At 42.8% G+C, this 21,620-nt stretch carries 19 protein-coding genes; 4 read left to right on the top strand and 15 right to left on the bottom strand.

The window, feature by feature from the left end; translation table 11 throughout:
- Positions 1 to 220 precede the first annotated feature (220 nt).
- The 10 genes from ACWPVL_RS06445 to rsmH form a co-directional block, all read right to left on the bottom strand.
- A complete protein-coding gene (locus ACWPVL_RS06445) occupies positions 221 to 3,673 on the bottom strand; it encodes a GBS Bsp-like repeat-containing protein (protein WP_454387721.1) in 3,453 nt (1,150 codons plus the stop codon).
- A 211-nt stretch (positions 3,674 to 3,884) separates the two neighbouring features.
- Positions 3,885 to 4,796, bottom strand: coding sequence for a thioredoxin-disulfide reductase (gene trxB, locus ACWPVL_RS06440; RefSeq protein ID WP_454388208.1), 912 nt, complete (start codon positions 4,794 to 4,796; stop codon positions 3,885 to 3,887).
- A 68-nt stretch (positions 4,797 to 4,864) separates the two neighbouring features.
- Entirely contained in the window at positions 4,865 to 5,089 is a 225-nt protein-coding gene (locus tag ACWPVL_RS06435) for a DUF4059 family protein (protein ID WP_454387719.1), read from the bottom strand.
- A 94-nt stretch (positions 5,090 to 5,183) separates the two neighbouring features.
- On the bottom strand, positions 5,184 to 5,927 hold the full coding sequence (locus ACWPVL_RS06430; protein WP_454388206.1) for an amino acid ABC transporter ATP-binding protein: 744 nt from the start codon (positions 5,925 to 5,927) through the stop codon (positions 5,184 to 5,186).
- Complete coding sequence (locus ACWPVL_RS06425) at positions 5,927 to 6,733, bottom strand: amino acid ABC transporter permease (RefSeq protein WP_454387717.1); 807 nt, start codon at positions 6,731 to 6,733, stop codon at positions 5,927 to 5,929. Before ACWPVL_RS06425 ends, ACWPVL_RS06430 begins: the two co-directional genes overlap by 1 nt.
- Before the next feature lie 208 nt (positions 6,734 to 6,941).
- Positions 6,942 to 8,285 carry a DEAD/DEAH box helicase gene (locus ACWPVL_RS06420; protein ID WP_454387715.1) on the bottom strand — a complete coding sequence of 448 codons (1,344 nt, stop codon included), beginning with the start codon at positions 8,283 to 8,285 and terminating at the stop codon, positions 6,942 to 6,944.
- A gap of 100 nt (positions 8,286 to 8,385) precedes the next feature.
- Positions 8,386 to 9,369: a phospho-N-acetylmuramoyl-pentapeptide-transferase gene (gene mraY / locus ACWPVL_RS06415; RefSeq protein WP_454387713.1), complete on the bottom strand. Its 984-nt coding sequence runs from the start codon at positions 9,367 to 9,369 to the stop codon at positions 8,386 to 8,388.
- A gap of 1 nt (position 9,370) precedes the next feature.
- The gene (gene pbp2x / locus ACWPVL_RS06410) at positions 9,371 to 11,656 is read right to left on the bottom strand and encodes a penicillin-binding protein PBP2X (protein WP_454387711.1); all 2,286 of its coding nucleotides are present in this window, start codon (positions 11,654 to 11,656) and stop codon (positions 9,371 to 9,373) included.
- Positions 11,649 to 11,969: a cell division protein FtsL gene (ftsL, locus tag ACWPVL_RS06405; RefSeq protein WP_005591835.1), complete on the bottom strand. Its 321-nt coding sequence runs from the start codon at positions 11,967 to 11,969 to the stop codon at positions 11,649 to 11,651. The genes pbp2x and ftsL overlap by 8 nt, the downstream gene beginning before the upstream one ends.
- Before the next feature lie 5 nt (positions 11,970 to 11,974).
- Positions 11,975 to 12,925, bottom strand: coding sequence for a 16S rRNA (cytosine(1402)-N(4))-methyltransferase RsmH (rsmH, locus tag ACWPVL_RS06400; RefSeq protein ID WP_454387709.1), 951 nt, complete (start codon positions 12,923 to 12,925; stop codon positions 11,975 to 11,977).
- Between the two features lie 247 nt (positions 12,926 to 13,172).
- Between rsmH and ACWPVL_RS06395 the strand changes: the two genes are divergently transcribed.
- Positions 13,173 to 14,396, top strand: a complete 1,224-nt coding sequence (locus ACWPVL_RS06395; protein WP_454387707.1) for an MFS transporter — start codon at positions 13,173 to 13,175, stop codon at positions 14,394 to 14,396.
- Between the two features lie 54 nt (positions 14,397 to 14,450).
- Here ACWPVL_RS06395 and htpX read toward each other — a convergent pair whose 3' ends face one another.
- Complete coding sequence (htpX, locus tag ACWPVL_RS06390; protein ID WP_454387705.1) at positions 14,451 to 15,347, bottom strand: zinc metalloprotease HtpX; 897 nt, start codon at positions 15,345 to 15,347, stop codon at positions 14,451 to 14,453.
- Between the two features lie 9 nt (positions 15,348 to 15,356).
- Entirely contained in the window at positions 15,357 to 15,914 is a 558-nt protein-coding gene (locus ACWPVL_RS06385) for a LemA family protein (protein ID WP_454388204.1), read from the bottom strand.
- Positions 15,915 to 16,205: 291 nt separating this feature from the next.
- Here ACWPVL_RS06385 and rsmG point away from each other — a divergent pair, with 291 nt between their 5' ends.
- From rsmG to ACWPVL_RS06370, 3 genes are all read left to right on the top strand, one after another.
- The gene (gene rsmG, locus ACWPVL_RS06380) at positions 16,206 to 16,919 is read left to right on the top strand and encodes a 16S rRNA (guanine(527)-N(7))-methyltransferase RsmG (RefSeq protein WP_454387703.1); all 714 of its coding nucleotides are present in this window, start codon (positions 16,206 to 16,208) and stop codon (positions 16,917 to 16,919) included.
- A 210-nt stretch (positions 16,920 to 17,129) separates the two neighbouring features.
- A complete protein-coding gene (locus ACWPVL_RS06375) occupies positions 17,130 to 17,957 on the top strand; it encodes an exodeoxyribonuclease III (protein WP_061909737.1) in 828 nt (275 codons plus the stop codon).
- 11 nt (positions 17,958 to 17,968) lie between these two features.
- On the top strand, positions 17,969 to 18,355 hold the full coding sequence (locus ACWPVL_RS06370) for a bleomycin resistance protein (protein ID WP_454387701.1): 387 nt from the start codon (positions 17,969 to 17,971) through the stop codon (positions 18,353 to 18,355).
- A 348-nt stretch (positions 18,356 to 18,703) separates the two neighbouring features.
- Here the strand turns inward: ACWPVL_RS06370 and ACWPVL_RS06365 are convergent, their stop codons facing one another.
- The 3 genes from ACWPVL_RS06365 to ACWPVL_RS06355 form a co-directional block, all read right to left on the bottom strand.
- Positions 18,704 to 19,798: a nucleotidyltransferase gene (locus ACWPVL_RS06365; RefSeq protein WP_454387699.1), complete on the bottom strand. Its 1,095-nt coding sequence runs from the start codon at positions 19,796 to 19,798 to the stop codon at positions 18,704 to 18,706.
- 32 nt (positions 19,799 to 19,830) lie between these two features.
- Positions 19,831 to 20,229 (bottom strand): DUF2726 domain-containing protein, encoded by a 399-nt coding sequence (locus tag ACWPVL_RS06360; RefSeq protein ID WP_454387697.1) that lies wholly within the window; start codon positions 20,227 to 20,229, stop codon positions 19,831 to 19,833.
- Positions 20,229 to 21,620, bottom strand: a 1,392-nt coding sequence (locus tag ACWPVL_RS06355; protein WP_454387695.1) for a DEAD/DEAH box helicase, incomplete at its 5' end; no start/stop codon positions are given. The genes ACWPVL_RS06360 and ACWPVL_RS06355, both read right to left, overlap by 1 nt.

Below are 21,620 nucleotides of genomic sequence, written 5' to 3'. Positions count from 1 at the left end.
GACGATAAAAACTCATAGAATCTCCTAGTGGAGCTGTTGGTCTAATGACTTACAATTTACACTAGTGAGGCTCTGTGAGTTTTTTTCTTGTACGATATTTACAATCTAGCCATAAAAAAGAGGTTAGGACTCTTTTGTCCAAACCTCCTGAATGTAGGTACTGTTAGCATACGAACATGTGCTAAAGTCCCTTATAAATTATTTTGTGATCAGCTACAATCTAAGCTCTCACAGAGATAAACGGTGAACCTTCTGTATTATCTTCAGGCGCTCCGCTCTTGGAACCAAAGATATAATCCACTGAATACCAACCGTTATTATTAGCATTATAAGGATCATAGACCTGGGTTTGGCCATTTTGATAGCCTCTTAAGACTATCTCATGGGTAACAGGATAGCTAGCAAAGACGCTATTGCCAACAGCCGCCATGACATGATGGCCTGCTGCCAAAGCTTCTTTAAGGGCTGCTGATGAATGCAAGACATCTGTAGTCAGTCCCCAGTTCTGTGCCCCTTGGACAATCCCCTTACTTGACGTTCCAAATAGACCATTTTTGTTAAAGGAGTCCGTATGATGATAAAGGAAGTCCGCTACGGTTGTTGGTAAAACCGTTTGACCTGTAATACCAGAAATAGTCATTGCTAATGTGGTAGGAACACAGCCAGTAGCTGCTAAATTATATTTTCCATAATATAAACCAGCCCATCTAGGATCACGTTGTGAATAATATGGCGTATCATAAACTCCTCTGCTGACTGTTGTAGTCGTTCCACCAACGCCTACCAAACTACCATCATTTTGAACATAATAGAGGTGAATATTGTATTCCCCAGTAGAATATTTATGGCTAGAGGTGCGTACTAGGGCCTTATAACTACCATCGGCTTGCTTTTGAGCCCGATACCAAACAATGTCATCCTGACCATTAACACTTGACCAAGTCGGCAATTTGACTTCCTGGACTCCTTTTGGACTATAAACATTGGTTACTACAACTTCGAATGTGCCTAATCGAGGATTATTATTTTTAATGGTGATTTGACCCGTTGGCTTAATGTGCTCTGAAGCTACATTCGCTGTTGTCTTCGTGCCTCCGACCCCGACCATACGGCCATCATTCTGAACATAGTAGAGGTGGATATTGTATTCGCCTGTAGAATACTTGTGGTCACGTAGATTGACCTGTGCCTTGTAAGTACCATCCGCTTGCTTGACTGCTGTGTACCAAATAATGTCGTCCTGACCATTAGCACTTGACCAAGTTGGCAATTTGACTTCCTTGACACCATAAGCATTCTCGACTTCAGAAACCACCACTTCAAAGGTGCCTGTCTGTTGATCATTATTCTGGATAGTCAGCTTACCTTTCGGGGTTCCTAGAGATACGATCGTCTTGGTCCCTCCAACTCCGACCAACTGGCCATTATTCCCTACATAATAGAGATGGACATTGTACTCACCTGTAGAATATTTATGGTCGCTCGCCTTAATATTCATCTTGTAGGTACCATCAGCTTGCTTGGCAGCTCGATACCAGATAATATCGTCCTGACCATTAGTGCTAGACCAAGTTGGCAGAAGCACTTCACGAACTCCCTCTGGACTGCTCACTCCGCTCACGACAACATCAAAACTACCTGTTGTTGAATTATTATTGGCAATCGTGAGAGTTCCCTTTGGTTTAGCAACAGAAACAGTAGTTGTTGTGCCACTAACCCCAATCATCTGGCCATTATCTTGAAGATAGTAGAGGTGGATATGATACTCACCAGTGGACATCTTATGGTTGCGGGCTTGAATGCTAGCCCTGTAAGTGCCATCGGACTGCTTGGTGGCTGTATACCAAACAATATCATCTTGGCCTTTATCACTAGACCAAATCGGCAGATGCACGCTCTTGACGCCAAAAGGACTGACAACATCAGACACAACAACATCAAAGCTGCCCGTATCCGGATTATTGTTTTCAATTTTCAAAGTCCCTTTAGGCTTAGCTGCTAAACTGAACTGGGTGCCTGCTACACCGACTAATTGGCCGTCATCTTGGATATAGTAAAGATGAACAGTATAGTCTCCCAAAGAATATTTGTGATCGCGAGCCTGAATGCGAGCTCGATAAGTACCATCAGACTGTTTGATTGCTGTATGCCAGACTAGATCATCTTGACCTTTATCGTTAGACCAAGTCGGTAGCTTGACTTCCTTAACACCAAAAGGATTGGAAACGCTAGAGACAACGACATCAAAGCTACCAGTAGCTGGATCGTTGTTTTCAATTTTCAAGGTTCCTTTAGGTTGAGATAAGCTAACTGTTGTTCGAGTGCCACCTACACCAACCAGCTGACCGTCATCTTGAATATAGTAAAGATGAACATTGTATTCGCCTGTTGATTTCTTATGATTTACTGCTTTGACGGTTGCCCGATAGGTACCATCCGCCTGCTTGACTGCTGTGTACCAGATCAGGTCATCTTGACCTTTATCACTGGACCAGGTCGGTAACTTGACTTCCTTGACGCCATAAGGACTGGAAACACCAGAAACAACAACATCGAAACTACCTGTATCTGGATTATTGTTTTCAATTTTCAGCGTCCCTTTAGGCTGAGCCTTAGAAACCACAGTACTTGTACCACCTACACCGACCAACTGGCCATTATCCTGAACATAATAGAGGTGGATATTGTACTCACCTAGAGAGTTCTTGTGGTGGGAAGCTTTGACTGTGACAGTGTAGTTGCCATTGGTCTGGCGCTGCGCCTCATACCAAACTAGATCGTCTTGGCCATTGACACTAGACCAAACAGGAACAACAACTTTTTTCACACCATAAGGATTAGAAACTCCTGAGACAACAACATCGAAACTGCCTGTGTCTGGATTATTATTGACAATATCAATTTTTCCTTGTGGTTTGCCGATGGTAACAGTTGTTTTTGTACCGCCTACACCGACCAACTGATTATCTTCCAACAGATAATAGAGGTGGATATTGTACTCACCTGTGGACATCTTATGGTCACGAGCTGTAACACTAATTTTATAGGTGCCATCCACTTGTCGTTTAGCATCGTACCAGATAATATCATCCTGACCATTCACGCTAGACCAAGTTGGTAGGGCGACTTTTTTAATAGGCTTAGGGGATGAGATATTGGTTACATGCACATCGAAAGTACCAGCATTTGGATCAACATTTGTAATATTGATAGTGCCTTGAGGCTTGTCATCAACTGCACGAGAAACTCTCGCTTTTGGCTCAGATTCTGCCCTTGTTTCTGCTTCTTGTGGCTTATCAGAAGAAGCTGTCACAGATCTAAATGAAGCTCTTCCTGAAGAAAGATCTTCTGAAGGGACTGTTACCAAATTGTTCTTAGACTGTTCAAGCGACGAGTTACCATTCTTTTCAGAGGAACTTGAAGCGACTTGTTCGTCTTTGCCTAAAGAAGCTTCAGATACACCACTATCTTTCTTTATCTCAGAATCTACTTCTGAAGGCTTGCTAGCTGGTTCAGACTGTTTAGAAGCATCTCGATTGGTCACAGCAACTGAAGGCTCCGTTTGCTGTCTATCATTTGCTGCTTGATTTGTTTCGTCAGCAAAAACGCTATTAGCACTGGCTGCTAATAGAATAGCTGTACTAGCTAGATAAACTAATCCTTTTGTTTTCATACGCTTTCTCCATCCTTTTTAGAGTTGCACACCTTCATTGTAGCATAATAGGACAATTATTACAAATTGGTAACAAATTTGTTTCGCTTAATCCAAAACTGAATCGAAACCTATTCTTTCCATTATGTAATTCGTAAACAAAAATAAAAAAAGAGCTGGGACAGACCAAAAAATGAATCATTTTTTGATCTTATTCCCAACCTCTTCCTGTTTAATGCTCTGTGATGTATTTATAAACTTCTTGACCTGCAACTGCTCCGTCTCCAACGGCTGTGGTGATTTGGCGTAGGTCTTTCTGACGGACATCACCAATGGCATAAATACCGTCAATAGCCGTTTTCATATGTTGATCCGTGACAATCCAGCCAGCTTCATCGCAAATACCCAGATCTTTGATAAAGTCGCTCACAGGATCTAGGCCGACATAAATAAAGACGCCGCCAAAGTCTGACTCGCTGATTTGTCCCGTTTTTACATTTTCAAAAGCCACACTGGTTACCCTGCGGTCGTCTCCTTTGATTTCTTTTACGACGGAGTCCCAGATAAAGCTGATTTTTTCATTGGCAAAGGCCCGCTCCTGCAAGAGCTTCTGCGCCCGCAGTTGGTCCCGACGGTGAACAATGGTCACAGACTTTGCAAAGCGCGTGAGGAAAATTGCTTCCTCAACGGCAGAATCGCCGCCTCCGACCACTAAGAGATCCTCATCACGGAAAAAGGCACCGTCGCAGACCGCACAGTAGGAAACTCCGCGGCTATTGTATTCTTCCTCGCCAGGAACTCCTAGATGACGATGGTTGGCACCAGAAGCCAAAATCACTGTCTTGATCTCAAATACTTCGTCCTCAGTAATGATTTTCTTATAATCGCCATGGTCTTCAATCTTTTCAACCTGACCAAATAGATGCTCTACACCTAGATTTTCTAAGGGTTCAAACATTTTCTCAGCCAGCTCTGGTCCGCTGATACGGGCATACCCGGGATAATTTTCAATCTCCGCAGTATTATTCATCTGCCCGCCATAAATACCGCGTTCAAGCAGGGCCACTTTAAGATTACTTCTAGCTGCATAGAGAGCTGCCGTCATTCCCGCAGGACCAGCTCCAATAATCATTGTATCGTACATCATCTTTTTCCTTTCTCTTTGTTGTAACTACTGTTATTCTAACAAACTAACTAATCTTTTACAAGTATTTAAGCTTTAAGAACAATCAGTAAGCCAAAAATTGCAAAAGACAAGATTGGAATCGTCATAATTGTAATCAAAAGAAGATCGTAAATTTGGCTTTGACCTACCGCACGAGTTCGGTCCTTGCGACCGAGTCTCTGCAATAAAAGCCACAAGCCATCGGCAAGTCCTACCAGAATCGCCGTATAGATGAGACTTTGGATATAGAGAGAAAAAATCTTAATTAACATGTCAGCTCCTCAATAATCAGTTGCCTTAAAAAGGTTTTAGTCGAAAACAAACCCAGCTGGTCTAGCCAACTGAGCTTTCACTTTTTCTATTATATCAAATATAAGTCCGTTTGTAACTAGCAAAGAATTCTTTGGTTCTAGCTTCCTTGGGATGATTGATGATCTCCTCTGGACTTCCTGACTCAATAATATGCCCCTTATCCAAGAAAAGCACCCGATCTGCCACTTGGGAAACAAAAGATATGTCGTGGCTGACCAGGATCATGGTTTGTCCTGCTTTGGCAGCGTCAGCAATGGATTTCTCTACCTCACCGACTAGCTCTGGGTCAAGGGCTGAGGTCGGCTCATCCAGCAAGAGAACATCTGGCTTCATGGCCAAGGCCCGCGCCAAAGCCACCCGCTGTTTTTGACCGCCTGATAAATGCTTGGGATAATGATTCTCACGATCAGACAAACCCACCTTTGCCAACTCTTCCTTGGCAATTTTAGTCGCTTCTTGGTCAGATAGGTTCTTGACTACCAGCAGACCTTCCTTGACATTTTCCAAAGCCGTCCGACGGGAAAATAAATTGAACTGTTGGAAAACCATGGCCAATTTTCGACGCAGAGTCAAAATCTCATCTGGTGAAATAGTTGAAAAATCCACCTTAAAGTTATCAATTTCAATCCTTCCGCTGTCTGGCTGCTCCAGATAGTTAAGGCTACGCAGGAAGGTTGATTTACCAGCACCTGAGGAGCCTATTAGAGCAATGACTTCGCCTTTTTGAATTTCCAAACTCAGATTATCCAAGACCTTTTGTCCAGAAAATCCCTTACTTAACTGGGAAATTTTAATCATCAAATCCTACCTCCTTGCGCTTGCTCCATTTTGTCCAGATTGGCTGGCGCCTTGATATCCATAGCCTTTTCAATCGCACGACCGATTTGCTCAATCACGATATTGACAATCCAGTAAACAATCGAAACGGAAATGAATCGCTCAAAATAACGGTAATCCGAACCACCGATAGCCTGAGCCTTGGCGAATACCTCTACGACACCCGCACTAAAGGCCAGAGATGTTCCCTTGGTCAAGCCGATGAGGGAGTTGATCAGAGTCGGTGTCGCCACAACTGCTGCATTAGGAATAATGACCCGCAGATAGACTTGGCGATTGGTCATTCCCAGACTGCGAGCTGCTTCAATCTCACCCGGATCCACCGAAAGAATGGCTGCCCGAATCGTCTCGCTGGCATAAGCCGCTTCATTAAAAGCAAAGGCGATAATGGCAAAGACTGAGGCAGGAATGGCATTGATATTAAAAGATGTCCCATATTTTTGATTGATGGCTTTCAGCAGGAGCGGAATCCCAAAATAGGTCAACATGAGCTGGACCAAAAGGGGTGTCCCACGAAGGAAGCTCACAAAAAGAGCCTGAATAGGATACAAAATTCTTGTGCGGTTAATCTTGACCACTGCGAAAATCATGGCCAAGATAATGCCAAAAAATGCCCCACCCAGCGTCAACAAAAGTGTGACAGGTAAGGTTTTTAGAATCGCTGGAATGGCATCAAAAACAGCCCGTAAACTAAATAATTTGCCGTCTGGGAGGAGCTTCAAAAGCTCTTCATACCAGTTTGCAGCTAGGATATAAGTTGTAAACATTTTAATTACTTCTCTTTCTCGATAATGCATTATTCTATCATAATTTGCCCCAGATGCAAACTATTTGGCATCAAGAATAGATAATCTTTAAACCTTCAATAGCTAAGTGGGAAATGACAATAAAATAGACCAGTAATCCTAGTCTATCATAGTTTCACTGGTCTTTAAAATATAATTTTTCTATATCGTCCATAAAAAGAATTTATGGCTAGAATGTCTGGCGCTTAGCCTTGCGTTCTGCCCGACCACGTGCACGATTTTCAGCTCGCTTGGTCTTGCGGCGCTTCTCATTAACCGCCCATTGGATTTTCTTCTTATAGCCTGGCTTGATTCTTTTCTTTTTCTTCTTGACCAGACCAATCATTTCTGTGTCCAGCTTCTCCTTGGTCTTCTCCCGATTAGCACGGCGATCTCGGTCGTAGGTATCTTGAAATTCCCCATTTTTAATCATCTTAGGAGTAAACTTGATGCCCAGCTTTTCCAACTCACGAATATCGGAATCGTCACTCGGCTGATAGAGGGTAATGGCTGTGCCGGGAAGACCATTTCGTCCCGTCCGACCAACCCGGTGGACAAAGAAAGACAAATCCTGTGGAATGGCATCATTGATGACATGACTGACACCTTCAATATCAATTCCACGCGCTGCCAAGTCCGTTGCAACAATGTACTCAAAATCCAGATTCTTGACCTGATTCATGATACGCTTGCGCTCCCGCGGCGGGATATCCCCGTGAATCTTGGCCACTTTTAGACCTTGCGCAGTTAGATAGGCCTGCAATTCATCCGCACGAGTCTTGGTATTGACGAAAATCATCGCCAGATAAGGCTGGAGGATCTGACTGATCTCATAAATCTGAGCATTCTTATCCCGCCCTTTGGTTGACAAGAGCCAGTTATCAATGGTATCGGCGATCACTGTCTTGGTCTTAATCTGCTCCATGACTGGATTGGACAGGTATTTTCTCAAGAAAGGTTGGAGCTTCTGCGGAATGGTAGCCGAGAAAACTAAAAACTGCAAGTCTTTAGGCAAGCGGGCAGCAATCCGATCGACCGTCTCCAAAAAGCCCATATCAAGCGTCATATCAGCCTCGTCCACGACAAAGGTATGAGCCTTATGGATAGCCAAATCACCTGACTCAACCAAGTCATAAATCCGCCCCGGCGTTCCAATGACGATATGGGGCTGGCTGGACTCTAGCTTGCCAATCTGACGAGCCTTATCAGTCCCGCCGACATAGTTGGCCACTCGAATCTCTTGCTCCGAAAAGCTAGCTAGCTGACGAGCTGCCTGATAGATCTGAGTTGCTAATTCTCGGCTGGGTGCTGTAATCACTGCTTGGACACTGTCAGCCTCTTCGTCCAGCTCTTGGAAGATGGGCAGCAAAAAAGTGTGGGTCTTGCCTGATCCGGTTTTGGACTCTCCAACCAAGTCTCGGCCAGATAACACCACCGGAATCAGCTTTTCTTGAACCTCTGTCGCCTCCACAAAGTTCAGATCCTTGAGGGCTTCCTGAATATAATCTTTAAAGTTAAATTCTGTAAATTTCATTTTTTCCTCTGTTTACTCTTAATCTTATCTATTATACCAGAAAAATATCTTTTCTGCTCGGCTCAGGACAAGAAAAGGCGGGCTTACACCCACCTTCATATTACAAATATAGAATGGCTAAAGTCAGCAAGCTGGCTAAGAGGCCTACGCCCCAGAAGAAGAAGTCGACCTTCCATTCGCTCCAAGGCTGGCCATGACCAGAAAAGCCACCAAGCTCAAAGTGATGATGGACTGGCGTCATACGGAAAATCCGCTTGCCACCTGTCAGCTTGAAATAAGTCACCTGCATCATAACAGAAGTCGTTTCAAATACATAGACGATTCCGATGAGAAGTAAGGTCCACTCTTGGTGCAAGGCAATAGAGAGGGCCGCAAGCATACCGCCCAAAGCAAGACTGCCCACGTCCCCCATAAAAATTTTAGCTGGCTTATGGTTAAAGACAAAGAAGCCTAGCAAACCACCAATCATGCTGATAATGACAATCAGAAGGTCAAAGCGCTTCTGCTCCAGAGCAATGACTCCGTAGGCCACCAAGCTGATCGCAACGGAGATACTAGCCAAGCCATCAATTCCGTCAGTCAAATTGACAGCGTTGGAGAAACCAACCAGCCAAAAGAGGACGAAGAAGATATAGAGGAAGCCCAGCTGCACTGGAATCGTAAAGACATTGAGAGAGTCACCTGCCCCGTGCTGATTGTAGAAGAAGTAAAAGATAACTCCCCCTACCAGCTGCAGAGCTAGTTTCTGTTTAGGATTCAGACCTTCGTTGATTTTACGGAAGATCTTGAGAAAATCATCCAAAAAGCCAACGATTCCGTAGAGAACCAAGATAAAGAGAATCATAATCAAACCGTTGGATAGTTGTTGAGAAAGCAAAGCTGTCACAAAACTAGCCAAAACAGAAGCAACCAGAAAGACGGTTCCCCCCATCGTCGGCGTTCCAGCCTTTGCCTGATGCTGCTTAACATCCTCATGCATTTGTTGGCCTGAAATATGAGCCTTGTGATAAAAACGGATAAAGGTAGGAATCCCAACAAGTGTTAGGATAAAGGTCAGAATTCCTGCAATAATTGCTGTTAACATGCTAGTCTCCCAATGTAACGGTTATTTTTTTCAATTTTTTCAGGTCTGTATTGACCTTTTCCTTCTGTTTGACAACTTTTGAGCCTTTGCCTTTAAAATTGACTTCCAGCCCTTGCCATTCAGCAAATTGCTCCACATTTTCCTTGGTCCAGCCATACATATCTGGCAAATCTTCAAAGTTATCACTTAAAATCAAAATCTGTTGATTGGCTTTCAGTTCTTGCCCTTCTTTTACAGAAATCTTCTTGATTTCACTACCTGTTCCTAAAATGATTGGCTGCACTAGATTGCGGCGAAGCTCATCAGCCAAGCCTCCTGGGCTAATTTGATTTTTTAACTTCAGTTGCTTGGTCAAACCATCGATAGATGGCATTTTGTAGGTTGTTTCTTTTTCAACCAATTCCAAGGCAGGGCTATCGCCAGTTAGATTCAAGCTATCTTTAAGTGCCACAGCTTCTTCCAAGACTGGATTGACAACTTCCTGCCAGAAAAGAGGGGAGAATTTAACTTCAGGCTGCTGAACAGTGACATACATAATGAAATCTGGACTTTCTGCCGGCGTCATGGCTACTACGGAGTAAATGTTATTATTCTCCCCTTCCAAATAGCCCTTATCTGTCGCAATTTGGGCTGTTCCGGATTTTACGGCCACATCTTGCCCAGCAACTTGGATAACCGGCTCACCACCGATATTCAGGGTTCCATAGTAAGGAACGGTTCCGACCTGAATCATATAATTTCGAGTCGTTTTCGCTGCTTTTTCTGAAACTGGATGACCGACAATTTCTGGCTGAGATTTACGAGCGCTACCCGTTTTTGAGTCATAGATGGCAGAGATAAATTTCGGCTCTAACATGACACCATCATTTGACACAGCTGAAAAGGCACGTAGCATCTGTACTTGGGTTACCCCAATCCCTTGTCCGAAGGAACTCATGGCAATGGTTACAGCATTATCTGCCGGCAGGGCACCATATTCTTCATAGCCCATCCCAAAACGAGTCGGTAAGCCAAATTTGAACTTCGATAGATAATCGATCCACTTGGCATTGCCCATATCCTGCTCAATGCGTGTCATACCAACGTTACTTGAGAAAATAAAGCCTTGAGCATAGGTCAGGACTTGTCCTGTTGCTAACCCCATGTTCACATCCCAGTCGCGGATGGTAGCATCTGCAATCTTATATTCTGAGCTATCGAATGTTCCGGTTGGATTAAAGGATCCATTATCAATCGCTGAGGCTAGAGTCATAACTTTCATCGTTGATCCAGGCTCATACTGCGTCTGGTAAAGGAAGCTATTCCAAGTTTTCAAATGATCTACATTCAGGCCCTCTTTGGTATCCGCATTATAAGTCGGACGCTGGGTCGTTGCTAGAATCTCGCCTGTCTTAGCACTGACCAAAGTCGCACTGACAAATTTTCCCTTAGCTTTTTCTTGGAAGGCATCCATCCGCGTTTCCAAGTATGTCTGTAGCTGGGCAGAGAGGGTTGTATACACATCTTTTCCGTCTTCTGTCTTAACAGAAACTTCCTCTGAACCTGGGATGATGTTCCCTTTGCTGTCTTTTTCATAGGTAACCAGACCATTCTGACCACCCAAGATACGGTCTAGCGACTGCTCCATACCGGATTTCCCTACAAGAGTTTTGTTACCATCTTTATCCTCTTGCATCTGAGCCTGACCGATAAATTGCGAGGCAAAGATACCGTTACTATAGCTACGGTTAGGGCTGGTTGTAAAATCAATCCCCTCTATCTTTTCCTTCTCCATTGCCTGCCGGATAGAGCTCATAGTACTATAGGTGATTCCATTTCCTTGAGAACCAAAAGAAACCTGTTTTAAATCCTTTTGCGCAAGTTGCTGCTTAACATAGTCCTTATCCATTCCTAGATGTTGATTAAGAATTTCAGCAACCTTTTCATACTGGGATTCCTCTACATAGAGGACCTTGCCAGCGGCGGATTTGTAATTTTTATCAATAACAGCATAAATGTTATAGGTCGTTGCATCTTCAGCGATCGGGACACCGTTGCGGTCATAGATCGTTCCTCGCTTGGCAGCGACCACGACTGTCTTTTGGTGCACTTGCTTGGCACCTTTTGACAAATTAACACCGAATTTCTGATCTGTCCCGATAATGGTCGCAAAATTAATTAAGAAAATGAAAAAAAGAAAGACGGCCAAGGCACTCATACTTTTTCCAACTTTTCGTCGATTGTATTCTGGGCTTTGTCTATTTTTTAAAGCATATCGCTGAATATTTTTTAAAAATCTATTACTCATTGGTTGTACTCACTGTCTTACGATTTCCTTTTTGGAGTTTCATATCCTGAGAGCTGGCCAACTGGGACAGCCTTTCATAACGTGTCAATTCATTCACTTCTTGCTTAATATTATCCAATTCAGCCTGTTCTGACTCAATCTGAGCATTAACTTCAGTCAAATCATGATTGACCTGCAGCAGCTTGGTCTGCATAAACACAATACTGACTGCAAGGATAATCGCTGTTAAAATAATGGAGCCATAGAAGGCTTTTTCGACTCGAGAAAATTTCCGAATCCGTTTTTGAATAGGGTGTTGCTTTCTTTCTGCCATGAAACTTACTCATGCACCTTCCTAGCCACGCGCAACTTCGCAGAATGGGCGCGATTATTGGCTTCTAATTCTTCTTTGCTTGGTAAAATGGGTTTGCGTGAAACTAACTCCAGCTTGGGCTGCAAATTATCTGGAATGAAAGGCAGACCTTTGGGAACATCTACGGTTGAAGCTTCTTTAAATAGTTGCTTGGTCAGGCGATCTTCCAGCGAATGAAAAGTAATCACTGAAATACGACCACCTACAGCCAACAAGTCAATGGCCTGCTGAATGGATTCATCGGCCGCCCCCAACTCGTCATTAACTTCAATCCGAATGGCCTGAAAAATCTGTTTAGCTGGATGACCTTTTTTCTTCAGTTCCTTAGCAGGTTTGGCTGATTTGATAATCTCCGCCAGCTCCGTCGTCGTTTCGATAGGCTTGACTTCTCTCGCTTGCTCGATCTTACGGGCAATCTGCTTGGAAAACTTATCTTCGCCATATTTGAAAAAAATACGGACTAGGTCGTTATAAGGATATTGATTCACAACTTGGTAAGCTGTCAAGCTAGCTTCTTGATTCATCCGCATATCCAACGGAGCGTCCTGTTTATAAGAAAAACCGCGCTCCCGCTCATCCAGCTGCGGACTAGATACGCCCAAGTCGTAACAAATTCCATCAATCTTCTCGACCCCTACTTCATTCAAACGAGTCTTGAGATTGCGGAAATTATCCTTGATAAAGGTCACCATACCCCGCTCAATATAGGGAGCCAGATGTTTTTTGGCATTGTCAATCGCAGTTTGATCCTGATCAAAGGCATACAAATGCCCCTTGTCTCCCAGCTTACTCAAAAGATACTCGCTGTGACCAGCTCCGCCCAAGGTCGCATCAACATAGATGCCATCTGGCTGAACATCAAGCTGGTCAATCGTTTCGTGAAGAAGTACAGTAATGTGATGAAATTCTTTTGTCATATCCTATCTATTATATCACATTCATGTATAAAAAAAAATCTAAAAGAATATATCAGCTTTTGATAGGCTACCTTATAGCTTTTGCAAGTCACTTTTAGAAATCTACCACTTAGCTTACCAGCTTCTACCAGTCAGCGAAAAGGTCTTGCGGGCATGCCACATTTTGCTATAATCATAACTACCAATGCATTGCGAGTTGGAATTCCTTCACATTCCGAAATTGATTCGTCCCCAAAGGAGATTTATTATGAAACTTGCTTTAAGAAATAGACTATTTGCCTCTATCAGTCTGTCACGGGTCTTTAATATCCTAGGCTCTTCTATCTACAACATCGTTTTTATCGTATTTGCTTCTAGCATGCCCCAGCCCAAGTTTGCCGTTGGTATTGCTAATTTTATCGTTCTTGTTCCTACCTTTTTCACAGTCTTTGTCGGGATGAAAGCTGACAAAACCCATCGAAAGGCTCGCTGGCTTATTCATCTAGGTTATTTGCAGGCCTTCCTCTTCATCTTAGTCGCCCTCCTAACCAAGTCTGCCTCCTACCTCGCCTTTGCTACCGTCTGCTTTCTCAATATCTTTTCCGACATTATCAGCGACTATCGCAGTGGCCTACAGATGCCTATCTTACAGAAAAATATAGAAGAGAAAGATTTGATGGAAGCTTACTCTTTCACTCAACTTCTTACTTTTTTAGGAAATTTTGCTGGGCAAGCCTTGGGCGTCTGGTTACTGAGTATCAGCCAGCAGAATTTCGCTATGGTCGCCCTCATCAACGCCCTCTGCTTCCTACTCTCCTCAAGCACTCTCTATCTGATTCGCCAAAAACTCACCCATGACGCCCCTGCTGTTTCAGAGCAAAAACTTCCTTTCAAGACTCAGATGAAAGACCTTTACCAGAATGTCCAAATGATTTTTGAACAAGAGAAAATCGGAAACTTCCTGCTAGTGCTGCTTCAAGTCCTCCTCTTAAATGCACTGGCCGGCTCTATCATGGGACTCTATAATCTCTATTTATTGGATCACCCATTTTGGGGGCTAAACCTGAGCCAGTCTCTACTAGTTATCGAGTCCTGCACAGTGATTGGGATTATCTCTGCTAGTGCCTTCTCAAATGATTATTTTTCCAATCTCTCTCTGATGCGGCTCGTCGTTTGGTGCTCGCTAGCTCTCCTCCTCTTAGGCATCAGCAATTTACTCCAAGCTCCTGCTCTCTTGGGAATTTTCTTTCTGACCTTTCTCATGTACATTTCTGGAAAAATCAATCCTAAAATCAACAGCATGCTACTGAGTAAACTTCCTCCAGAAGTATTAGCCCAAACCTCCAACTTTCTCACTATGCTTTTTAGCTTTTCCATTCCGCTAGGAAGCATGCTTTTCACTAGTCTCGGCCTTTGGAATATGGGAAGCGCTTGGTTGGTCTTCTCTCTGCTTGGTGGTGTCTGCCTTCTACTCAGCCTCAAAAATAACTAGAGTAAAAATCGTCGCAATTCCATACAAAAAAAGAAGGAAGCCTAGGTTTCCTTCTTACATATTTTTCAATCTTTCTATCCGATCAGAAATTGGTGGGTGAGTGTAGAAGAGCTTTTGCAAGCCACCCTTTTTCTTCGGATCATTGATGTAGAGAGCTGCACTGGCATCATCTACATGGTGCTCCATGGGCTGGCTATTGTCTAACTTCAGCAGGGCATTGATCATGCCCTTAGGATTGCGGGTCAACTCAACACTTGAAGCGTCTGCCAGGTACTCACGTTGACGAGAGATGGCCAACTGCACCAATGTTGCAGCAAGCGGCGCCAAAAGAAGAGCTAGTATAGAGACAATCATCAAAACAATTCCTAAGCCATTGTCATTGTCCCGATCGTTTCTTCGACGGCCACCACCGCCAAACCACATCATGCGCCCAGCCATGCTAGACAGCATCGTGACAGCACTTGTAAGCGCCACTGCAATCGTCGAAATGCGAATATCATAATTACGAATGTGACTGACTTCATGCCCCATTACACCTTCAAGCTCTTCACGATTCATGAGGGCAAGCAAGCCAGTTGTGGCAGCCACTGCCGCATTCTCAGGCTTTGAGCCAGTCGCAAAGGCATTGGGCGAGGCATCTTCTACGATGAAGACCCGAGGCATAGGAATCTGAGCCACCATGGCCATATCCTGCACAACGTGATAGAGTTCAGGCGCCTCCTGCTCGGAAACTTCCCTCGCACCGTTCATTGACATGACAATCTCTGTGGACTGAAAAATCATACTGACAGCATAAATACCACCGATGATAAAGGCAATGGCCATTCCGCCAAAGGGAGAATCGAGCCAAAGATAGCCGACAGCAGCCCCAATCAAAGCTAAAAGAGCAAAGAAGGCGACGAGGAGAACCCAAGTACGCCTTTTATTGCTGGCAATTTGGTCAAACAACATAGTAGCCACCTACCCCAAATCGCTAAAATCCATTTTAGGAACAGCCTTTTCTTCCTCTGGTGTCTTCAAGAAGTCTGCTGCTTTAAAGCCAAACATACCTGCAATGACATTGCTTGGGAAAGTTTCCATTTTGACATTGTAGTTGCTGGTTACTGAATTGTAAAGCTGACGAGAATAAGCAATCTTATTTTCTGTATTTGTCAACTCTTCCTGAAGTTTCAAGTAGTTTGTATTTGCCTTAAGATCTGGGTAATTCTCAGCAACTGCAAAGATACCAGAAATCGAACGAGTCAGAGCGTCACTAGCCTCCATAGCTTGAGCAGGTGATGAGGCAGCAGCTACTTGGTTACGCAATCGAGTAACATTTTCCAAGGTTGATTTCTCATATTTCCCATAACCTTTAACCGTCTCTAAAAGGTTGGGAATCAGGTCATTTCTGCGCTTGAGCTGGACATCAATCTGACTCCAAGCTTCCTGAGTCTGCATACGGCTTTTAACAAGACCATTGTAAACAGAAATCACGAAAATAGCTACAACTGCCACAACGGCAATAATAATTAAAAACATGGACATAATAAAGATACTCCTTATGATTTGATTGCACCTATTATAACAAAAAAAGCTCAACCTGTCTTTCTTGACATGTCATCTAGCAAAAGAGCTTTAGCTTGAGTAATATCCAAACGCTAAAGTAGTCAGAAATCTAGAAAAAGCTTCTTCACTTTTCTAGAAAACAAATTCTGGAAATCAAGGCAAGTCAGTATCTAATCCTTGGGTACCCAAGAAGCTGATAGGCAGCAGCACCTTGCCTCGTTTTATGATATAATAGAATGAATACTGACAAACAAGGATGAAACTATGACACCGCAAGAATTTTACCAGCTACTAAGCCAGCAGGGAATTGAGCTGACCGACCGCCAGAAAGACCAGTTTGAGCGTTATTTTGAACTCTTGGTCGAATGGAACGAAAAAATCAATCTGACGGCTATCACAGAGAAAAACGAAGTCTATCTCAAGCACTTCTATGATTCAATTGCGCCCGTTTTGCAAGGCCTGATTGATAATCAAGAGCTTAAGCTATTAGATATCGGAGCCGGTGCCGGCTTTCCTAGCCTCCCTATGAAAATCATCTGTCCCCAGCTGGATGTGACTATCATTGATTCCCTCAACAAACGAATCAACTTCCTAAAACTACTTGCAGAGGAGCTCGGGTTGGACAAGGTTCATTTCTACCACGGTCGTGCAGAAGACTTTGCTCAGGACAAGGCTTTTCGGGCTCAATTTGACCTAGTCACTGCCCGTGCGGTTGCTCGGATGCAGGTCCTGTCTGAACTGACCATTCCTTACCTTAAAGTTGGCGGGAAATTGCTGGCGCTCAAGGCTTCCAATGCTCCAGAAGAACTGGACGAAGCAAAAAATGCTCTTAACTTACTCTTTAGCAAGGTCCAAGACAACCTCAGTTATGCCCTACCGAACGGCGATCCCCGCTTTATCACAGTGGTTGAAAAGAAGAAAGAAACTCCCAACAAATACCCCCGCAAGGCCGGTATGCCAAATAAAAGACCACTATAATAAGAAAACATTCGTCAGTCTTGTCAATAACTTCCAAGACATCAATTTGGGCAACACCATCTGTGATAATCGAGTATTTAAAATTTTATACACCAACTATTGTCGAAAAGCTTTCATGCTTTTCAAGCCTCTCACAATCACTTTGCTATAAATCAACTCTATCTTTTGGTATAATAAACTCAGGAAATTTCTACTAGAAAAGGACATTTTATGAAACTCATTTCTTGGAACATTGACTCTTTAAACGCTGCCTTGACCAGTGATTCTGCACGCGCTCAGCTCTCTCAGGCTGTCCTTCAGACCTTACAAGCAGAAAATGCGGATATCATCGCTATTCAGGAAACAAAGCTTTCTGCTAAAGGCCCTACTAAAAAACATCTTGAGATTTTAGAAGAGCTCTTCCCAGGCTATGAAAACACTTGGCGTTCGTCTCAAGAGCCAGCCCGCAAAGGCTATGCTGGAACCATGTTCCTCTACAAAAAAGAGCTGACACCAATCGTGACCTTCCCAGAAATCGGCGCTCCGTCAACCATGGATGTTGAAGGTCGCATCATTACGCTGGAATTTGACGACTTCTTCGTCACTCAGGTCTATACGCCCAATGCTGGCGATGGTCTCAAACGCTTGGAAGAGCGTCAAGTCTGGGATGTCAAATACGCTGAATACTTGGCTTCACTAGATGAACAAAAACCAGTACTTGCAACTGGTGACTATAATGTGGCCCACAAGGAAATCGACTTGGCCAATCCAGCCAGCAACCGCCGTTCACCAGGCTTTACCGACGAAGAGCGCGCTGGCTTTACCAACCTGCTGGCTAAAGGCTTTACCGATACCTTCCGCCACTTGCACGGCGATATCCCTAACCAATACACTTGGTGGGCGCAGCGCAGCAAGACTTCTAAAATCAACAACACAGGATGGAGAATCGACTACTGGCTGACCAGCAATCGCGTGGCTGACAAGGTAACCAAGTCTGATATGATTGACTCTGGTGCACGGCAAGACCACACACCGATTGTCATGGAAATTGAGCTCTAAGGAGAAAGCTAATGGACTATCAAGCTGTCATTCCTGAATTCGTGGTATCTGACATCGACAAGTCACGCCACTTCTACTGCGACTTGCTGGGATTCTCTGTCGAATACGAGCGTCCAGAGGACAAATTTCTCTTCCTCTCGCTTGAAGACTGCCAACTTATGCTAGAAGAAGGCAGCGCAGAAGAATTAGCCCAACTGACCTATCCTTTCGGACGCGGTGTCAATATTTCCTTTGGCATCGAGGATGTCCCTCAGCTCCACAAAAAACTACTGGAAGCTGACTATCCCATCCATCGTCCGCTGACCAAAAGAGAATTTCGAGTAGGAGATAGCTTTATTTATCCCCATGAATTTGGGGTTTTGGATCCAGATGGATATTTCCTACGATTTAGTGAATAAGAAGAGGCTGGGACAAAAGTCCGACCTCAAATATAAAAAGCGAACAAAACTAGTTTTCTGGTAATCAGAATTCTGCTTTGTTCGCTTTTCGCATTTAATTATAGATTTGAGGGACTTAATAATTAAGATTTTTAAAAATTGAAATCTTTTTGTCCCAACCTCCTCAATTGTCTTTGGATTGTCAAGCAAGATGCAGTGGTTGAGTGGGCTCTACTACGCTGATTTCATCAGCTTTTACAGCCCTACTCAACTGTGCGGAGGTGGGACGACGAAATCGAATTCTAACGAATTACCGATTTCTGTCCCACTCTCTATTTACAAGTAAACTTCTCAAATCTATCTATACTATCAGAGAGTATTTTGTAGTGGAAAGCGTCCAAAATTCTGCTCCGTCAGTGCAGGATTGCCCAGCTGATAAACTTTGTCAGCCTGCTGGGTCAAACCGTCCCATGGCTCCTTGCCGATTCGGCTGACCAGTTCAACTTTTCCCTTAAGCTTGGACAAATGCTGGCGCCCCTGCTCGGAAAAGCCTAATATATGAATCCCTGACGGAAGCCCTTCTTGTCTAGCTCCGACCAGGATATAGGTCAGCAGACGCCGGACCCGAGCCTTGGTATAGCGCTTGGTCGCCACCTGCTCGACCAGCTCTTCTATGGTCTCACTGCTTTTCAAGGCCTCTCTAATCCTAACGGCCAATTCCTGATTGACCTGATAAAAGTCCGTCAAATCTGGACAGGTCACTATCTGGTAACGGAGATAGGGAAAAAAGTCCGACCAGGTCACCTTGGGTGCCATGTCAAGCAAGTGATAGGCTGGAGTGAATTTTTTGATAAAGTCTGGCTGATCCAACTTCTGACGAAGGGCCGTTGCGGAGGCAAATTCCTGATCAGCTGACAAGGAATGGTAGCCAGCACCCTGACGTTGAATCGGGCACAGCTTTATAACCTTTCCCGTCACAGCCTTGGCATAGGCCAAGCCCAAAATATGATTGGGCGTAGAGCCTGAGAAATTGAGCCCTGCAAACTCCTGCCACATGGCCTGAGTCTTTTGAGGATAGGATAGGGAATCCGGCAGGCTAGCTAGATAAGCCTCCATCTGCTCTGCCTTTTCACCATAGACCCTAGAAATACTCTCATAATCCAGCACTTCCTCGGTCCCAAAAGTCAGCTGTTCGATATCCAGTCTCTCTAAGATGTCCACCGCCCCCTTAGCGAAAAAGTCTGCCGCCTGAACGCTGACTAAGAAAGGCAACTCAAGAACCAGATCCGCTCCAGCTTCCAAAACCATCTGTGCCCGAGTCCACTTGTCCACGATAGCCGGCTCCCCTCGCTGAACAAAATTGCCGCTCATAGCGATAATTTTCAGACCAGAAGCCTGCTCCAGCAGATATTTGTGCCCATTATGAAAAGGATTAAACTCTGCGATAATACCGGTGATAGGCATTAATTCCTCCTCGAATATAGAATTATTACTATTTAAATATTGTTAATCATATCTTTTGACTGAATGATTTCGTCAGTTGATTTATAATCAGCCAAAGCAATCCTTATTTTTTCTTCCTCGCCGCTACCATTTGTTGCTAACCTTAGTAAAGGAAGTTGATAATTTTTGAAAATATTATTTTTCATCGAATCCCGCTTCATTTGGTCAGGATTACTATGATACTTAACCCCATCAACTTCAATTGCTAGAACTGGAACTTTTGTAACCTTATTAAATATCAGGAAATCTACACTGGTTCGACTCTGATTAACAAATGTTGCTTCATCAGATGACAGCAATGAAAAATCTTTTATCAAATGTTTTAATCGGTACTGTGTGATAAAGTCAAGCTCTGAATATGAAGTAAGAATTTCTTTTAGTAATTCAAACATCAAATTTTCTGAATCATATTTTGAATGTTTGCTCCGATTTTAAAATAATTTAGTCTACGTTCTTCATATTGTTTATACAGATAATCAAATACTGATCTAACCATACTGTCTTTGATATCACAATTTTGATATGCAATATAGTCTATTAAATCTGTTATATTCATATTTGATTTTTGTTTATTACCAGAAGTAACTAAAATAAGTCGATTTTTAGCTCTTGAAACAGCCACATTCAATAGGTGGGGATCATCAGTAAAATGTGTTATTTGATTATCTACTGTAGAAAGGATTATTGTTTCACATTCTCTACCTTGAAATTTATGTACAGTTTCACTAATATATTCCTCCAGTTGATTTTGAGACAACTCAATCTGATTACGATATGGAGCAATAATTCCTGTAGTATTATTATCTAATAGATAATAATCAATCACCTCTTTTTTTATGATATCAATTTCTCTCTGATTTGAGTGCTGGCGTGCATGATTCCCCGCTACAGACTTACAAGCAATAAGCACATCTTTCTCGCCATAATCTTTAGTCATAATACATAATTTCCCATTATAGAATTTTTGATTACAAAACTGAATAATTTTAGGATGACAGCGATAATGCTCTTTCAATAAGGTAGCAGGCTCTTCAGGAAATAATTCTACCATTACTTCCAAAAGGCTCTTTTTAAAGCTATATATAGGTTTTATCTTCAAATCCTTTCGTAAACATTCTGACTTTTCTTTTGCTTCCCTTGTAACAATATTTGGTAATTGCTTAATATCTCCAACAATTACTACATTTTTAGCACATGATAAAGCTAATGCTCCTGTAGCAATATCGACTTGTGAGGCTTCATCAATAATTAAATAGTCGTACAACATAGAATCAGCTACACAGTTTCTGGCAGAAAATGTTGTACTTAAGATTATAGGATAATCTTTTAAAATTTTTTTAGAAAAATTTAGCCTATTCTTTGCAGAGTTATCTGTATTATTTACTTTCCGAGGCGCCCCAGGAATATATTTTTCTAACAAAGCACTTTTCAAAATAGATTTTGAATATTCTATCATATTGGCTATATATTCATCACCTAAATTCGTTTCATAATCATTTTCGAGTTTTGATAACTTTTTATTAAGTTTTTCCAACTCAGTCTCATAGAATTTCTTCTGAATCGTTGCAGCTAAAAAATCTGGATTTTGCTTATAAAAACTAAAATTTCTTATTTTATATTTAAAAATACTTTTTATTTTAAATATAAAACCGATTTTTCTATTTTGTTCAAAAATTTTTTCACACTCTAACAATAAATCCAAAAGAACTTTTGGAGATAACTTTGATAAATCTACTTCAAAGAGATCCTTATCAGACATGTAATCTTGAAAATGTTGATATTC

It is taken from the genome of Streptococcus sp. Marseille-Q8145 (genome assembly GCF_965112035.1).
This window is presented reverse-complemented; position numbering and strand designations above follow the sequence as displayed.

Bases quoted from the DNA above. Each gene is read 5' to 3' on its own strand.
- ACWPVL_RS06445 (WP_454387721.1), bottom strand. From the start codon at position 3,673: ATGAAAACAAAAGGATTAGTTTATCTAGCTAGTACAGCTATTCTATTA.
- trxB (WP_454388208.1), bottom strand. From the start codon at position 4,796: ATGTACGATACAATGATTATTGGAGCTGGTCCTGCGGGAATGACGGCA.
- ACWPVL_RS06435 (WP_454387719.1), bottom strand. From the start codon at position 5,089: ATGTTAATTAAGATTTTTTCTCTCTATATCCAAAGTCTCATCTATACG.
- ACWPVL_RS06430 (WP_454388206.1), bottom strand. From the start codon at position 5,927: ATGATTAAAATTTCCCAGTTAAGTAAGGGATTTTCTGGACAAAAGGTC.
- ACWPVL_RS06425 (WP_454387717.1), bottom strand. From the start codon at position 6,733: ATGTTTACAACTTATATCCTAGCTGCAAACTGGTATGAAGAGCTTTTG.
- ACWPVL_RS06420 (WP_454387715.1), bottom strand. From the start codon at position 8,285: ATGAAATTTACAGAATTTAACTTTAAAGATTATATTCAGGAAGCCCTC.
- mraY (WP_454387713.1), bottom strand. From the start codon at position 9,369: ATGTTAACAGCAATTATTGCAGGAATTCTGACCTTTATCCTAACACTT.
- pbp2x (WP_454387711.1), bottom strand. From the start codon at position 11,656: ATGAGTAATAGATTTTTAAAAAATATTCAGCGATATGCTTTAAAAAAT.
- ftsL (WP_005591835.1), bottom strand. From the start codon at position 11,969: ATGGCAGAAAGAAAGCAACACCCTATTCAAAAACGGATTCGGAAATTT.
- rsmH (WP_454387709.1), bottom strand. From the start codon at position 12,925: ATGACAAAAGAATTTCATCACATTACTGTACTTCTTCACGAAACGATT.
- ACWPVL_RS06395 (WP_454387707.1), top strand. From the start codon at position 13,173: ATGAAACTTGCTTTAAGAAATAGACTATTTGCCTCTATCAGTCTGTCA.
- htpX (WP_454387705.1), bottom strand. From the start codon at position 15,347: ATGTTGTTTGACCAAATTGCCAGCAATAAAAGGCGTACTTGGGTTCTC.
- ACWPVL_RS06385 (WP_454388204.1), bottom strand. From the start codon at position 15,914: ATGTTTTTAATTATTATTGCCGTTGTGGCAGTTGTAGCTATTTTCGTG.
- rsmG (WP_454387703.1), top strand. From the start codon at position 16,206: ATGACACCGCAAGAATTTTACCAGCTACTAAGCCAGCAGGGAATTGAG.
- ACWPVL_RS06375 (WP_061909737.1), top strand. From the start codon at position 17,130: ATGAAACTCATTTCTTGGAACATTGACTCTTTAAACGCTGCCTTGACC.
- ACWPVL_RS06370 (WP_454387701.1), top strand. From the start codon at position 17,969: ATGGACTATCAAGCTGTCATTCCTGAATTCGTGGTATCTGACATCGAC.
- ACWPVL_RS06365 (WP_454387699.1), bottom strand. From the start codon at position 19,798: ATGCCTATCACCGGTATTATCGCAGAGTTTAATCCTTTTCATAATGGG.
- ACWPVL_RS06360 (WP_454387697.1), bottom strand. From the start codon at position 20,229: ATGTTTGAATTACTAAAAGAAATTCTTACTTCATATTCAGAGCTTGAC.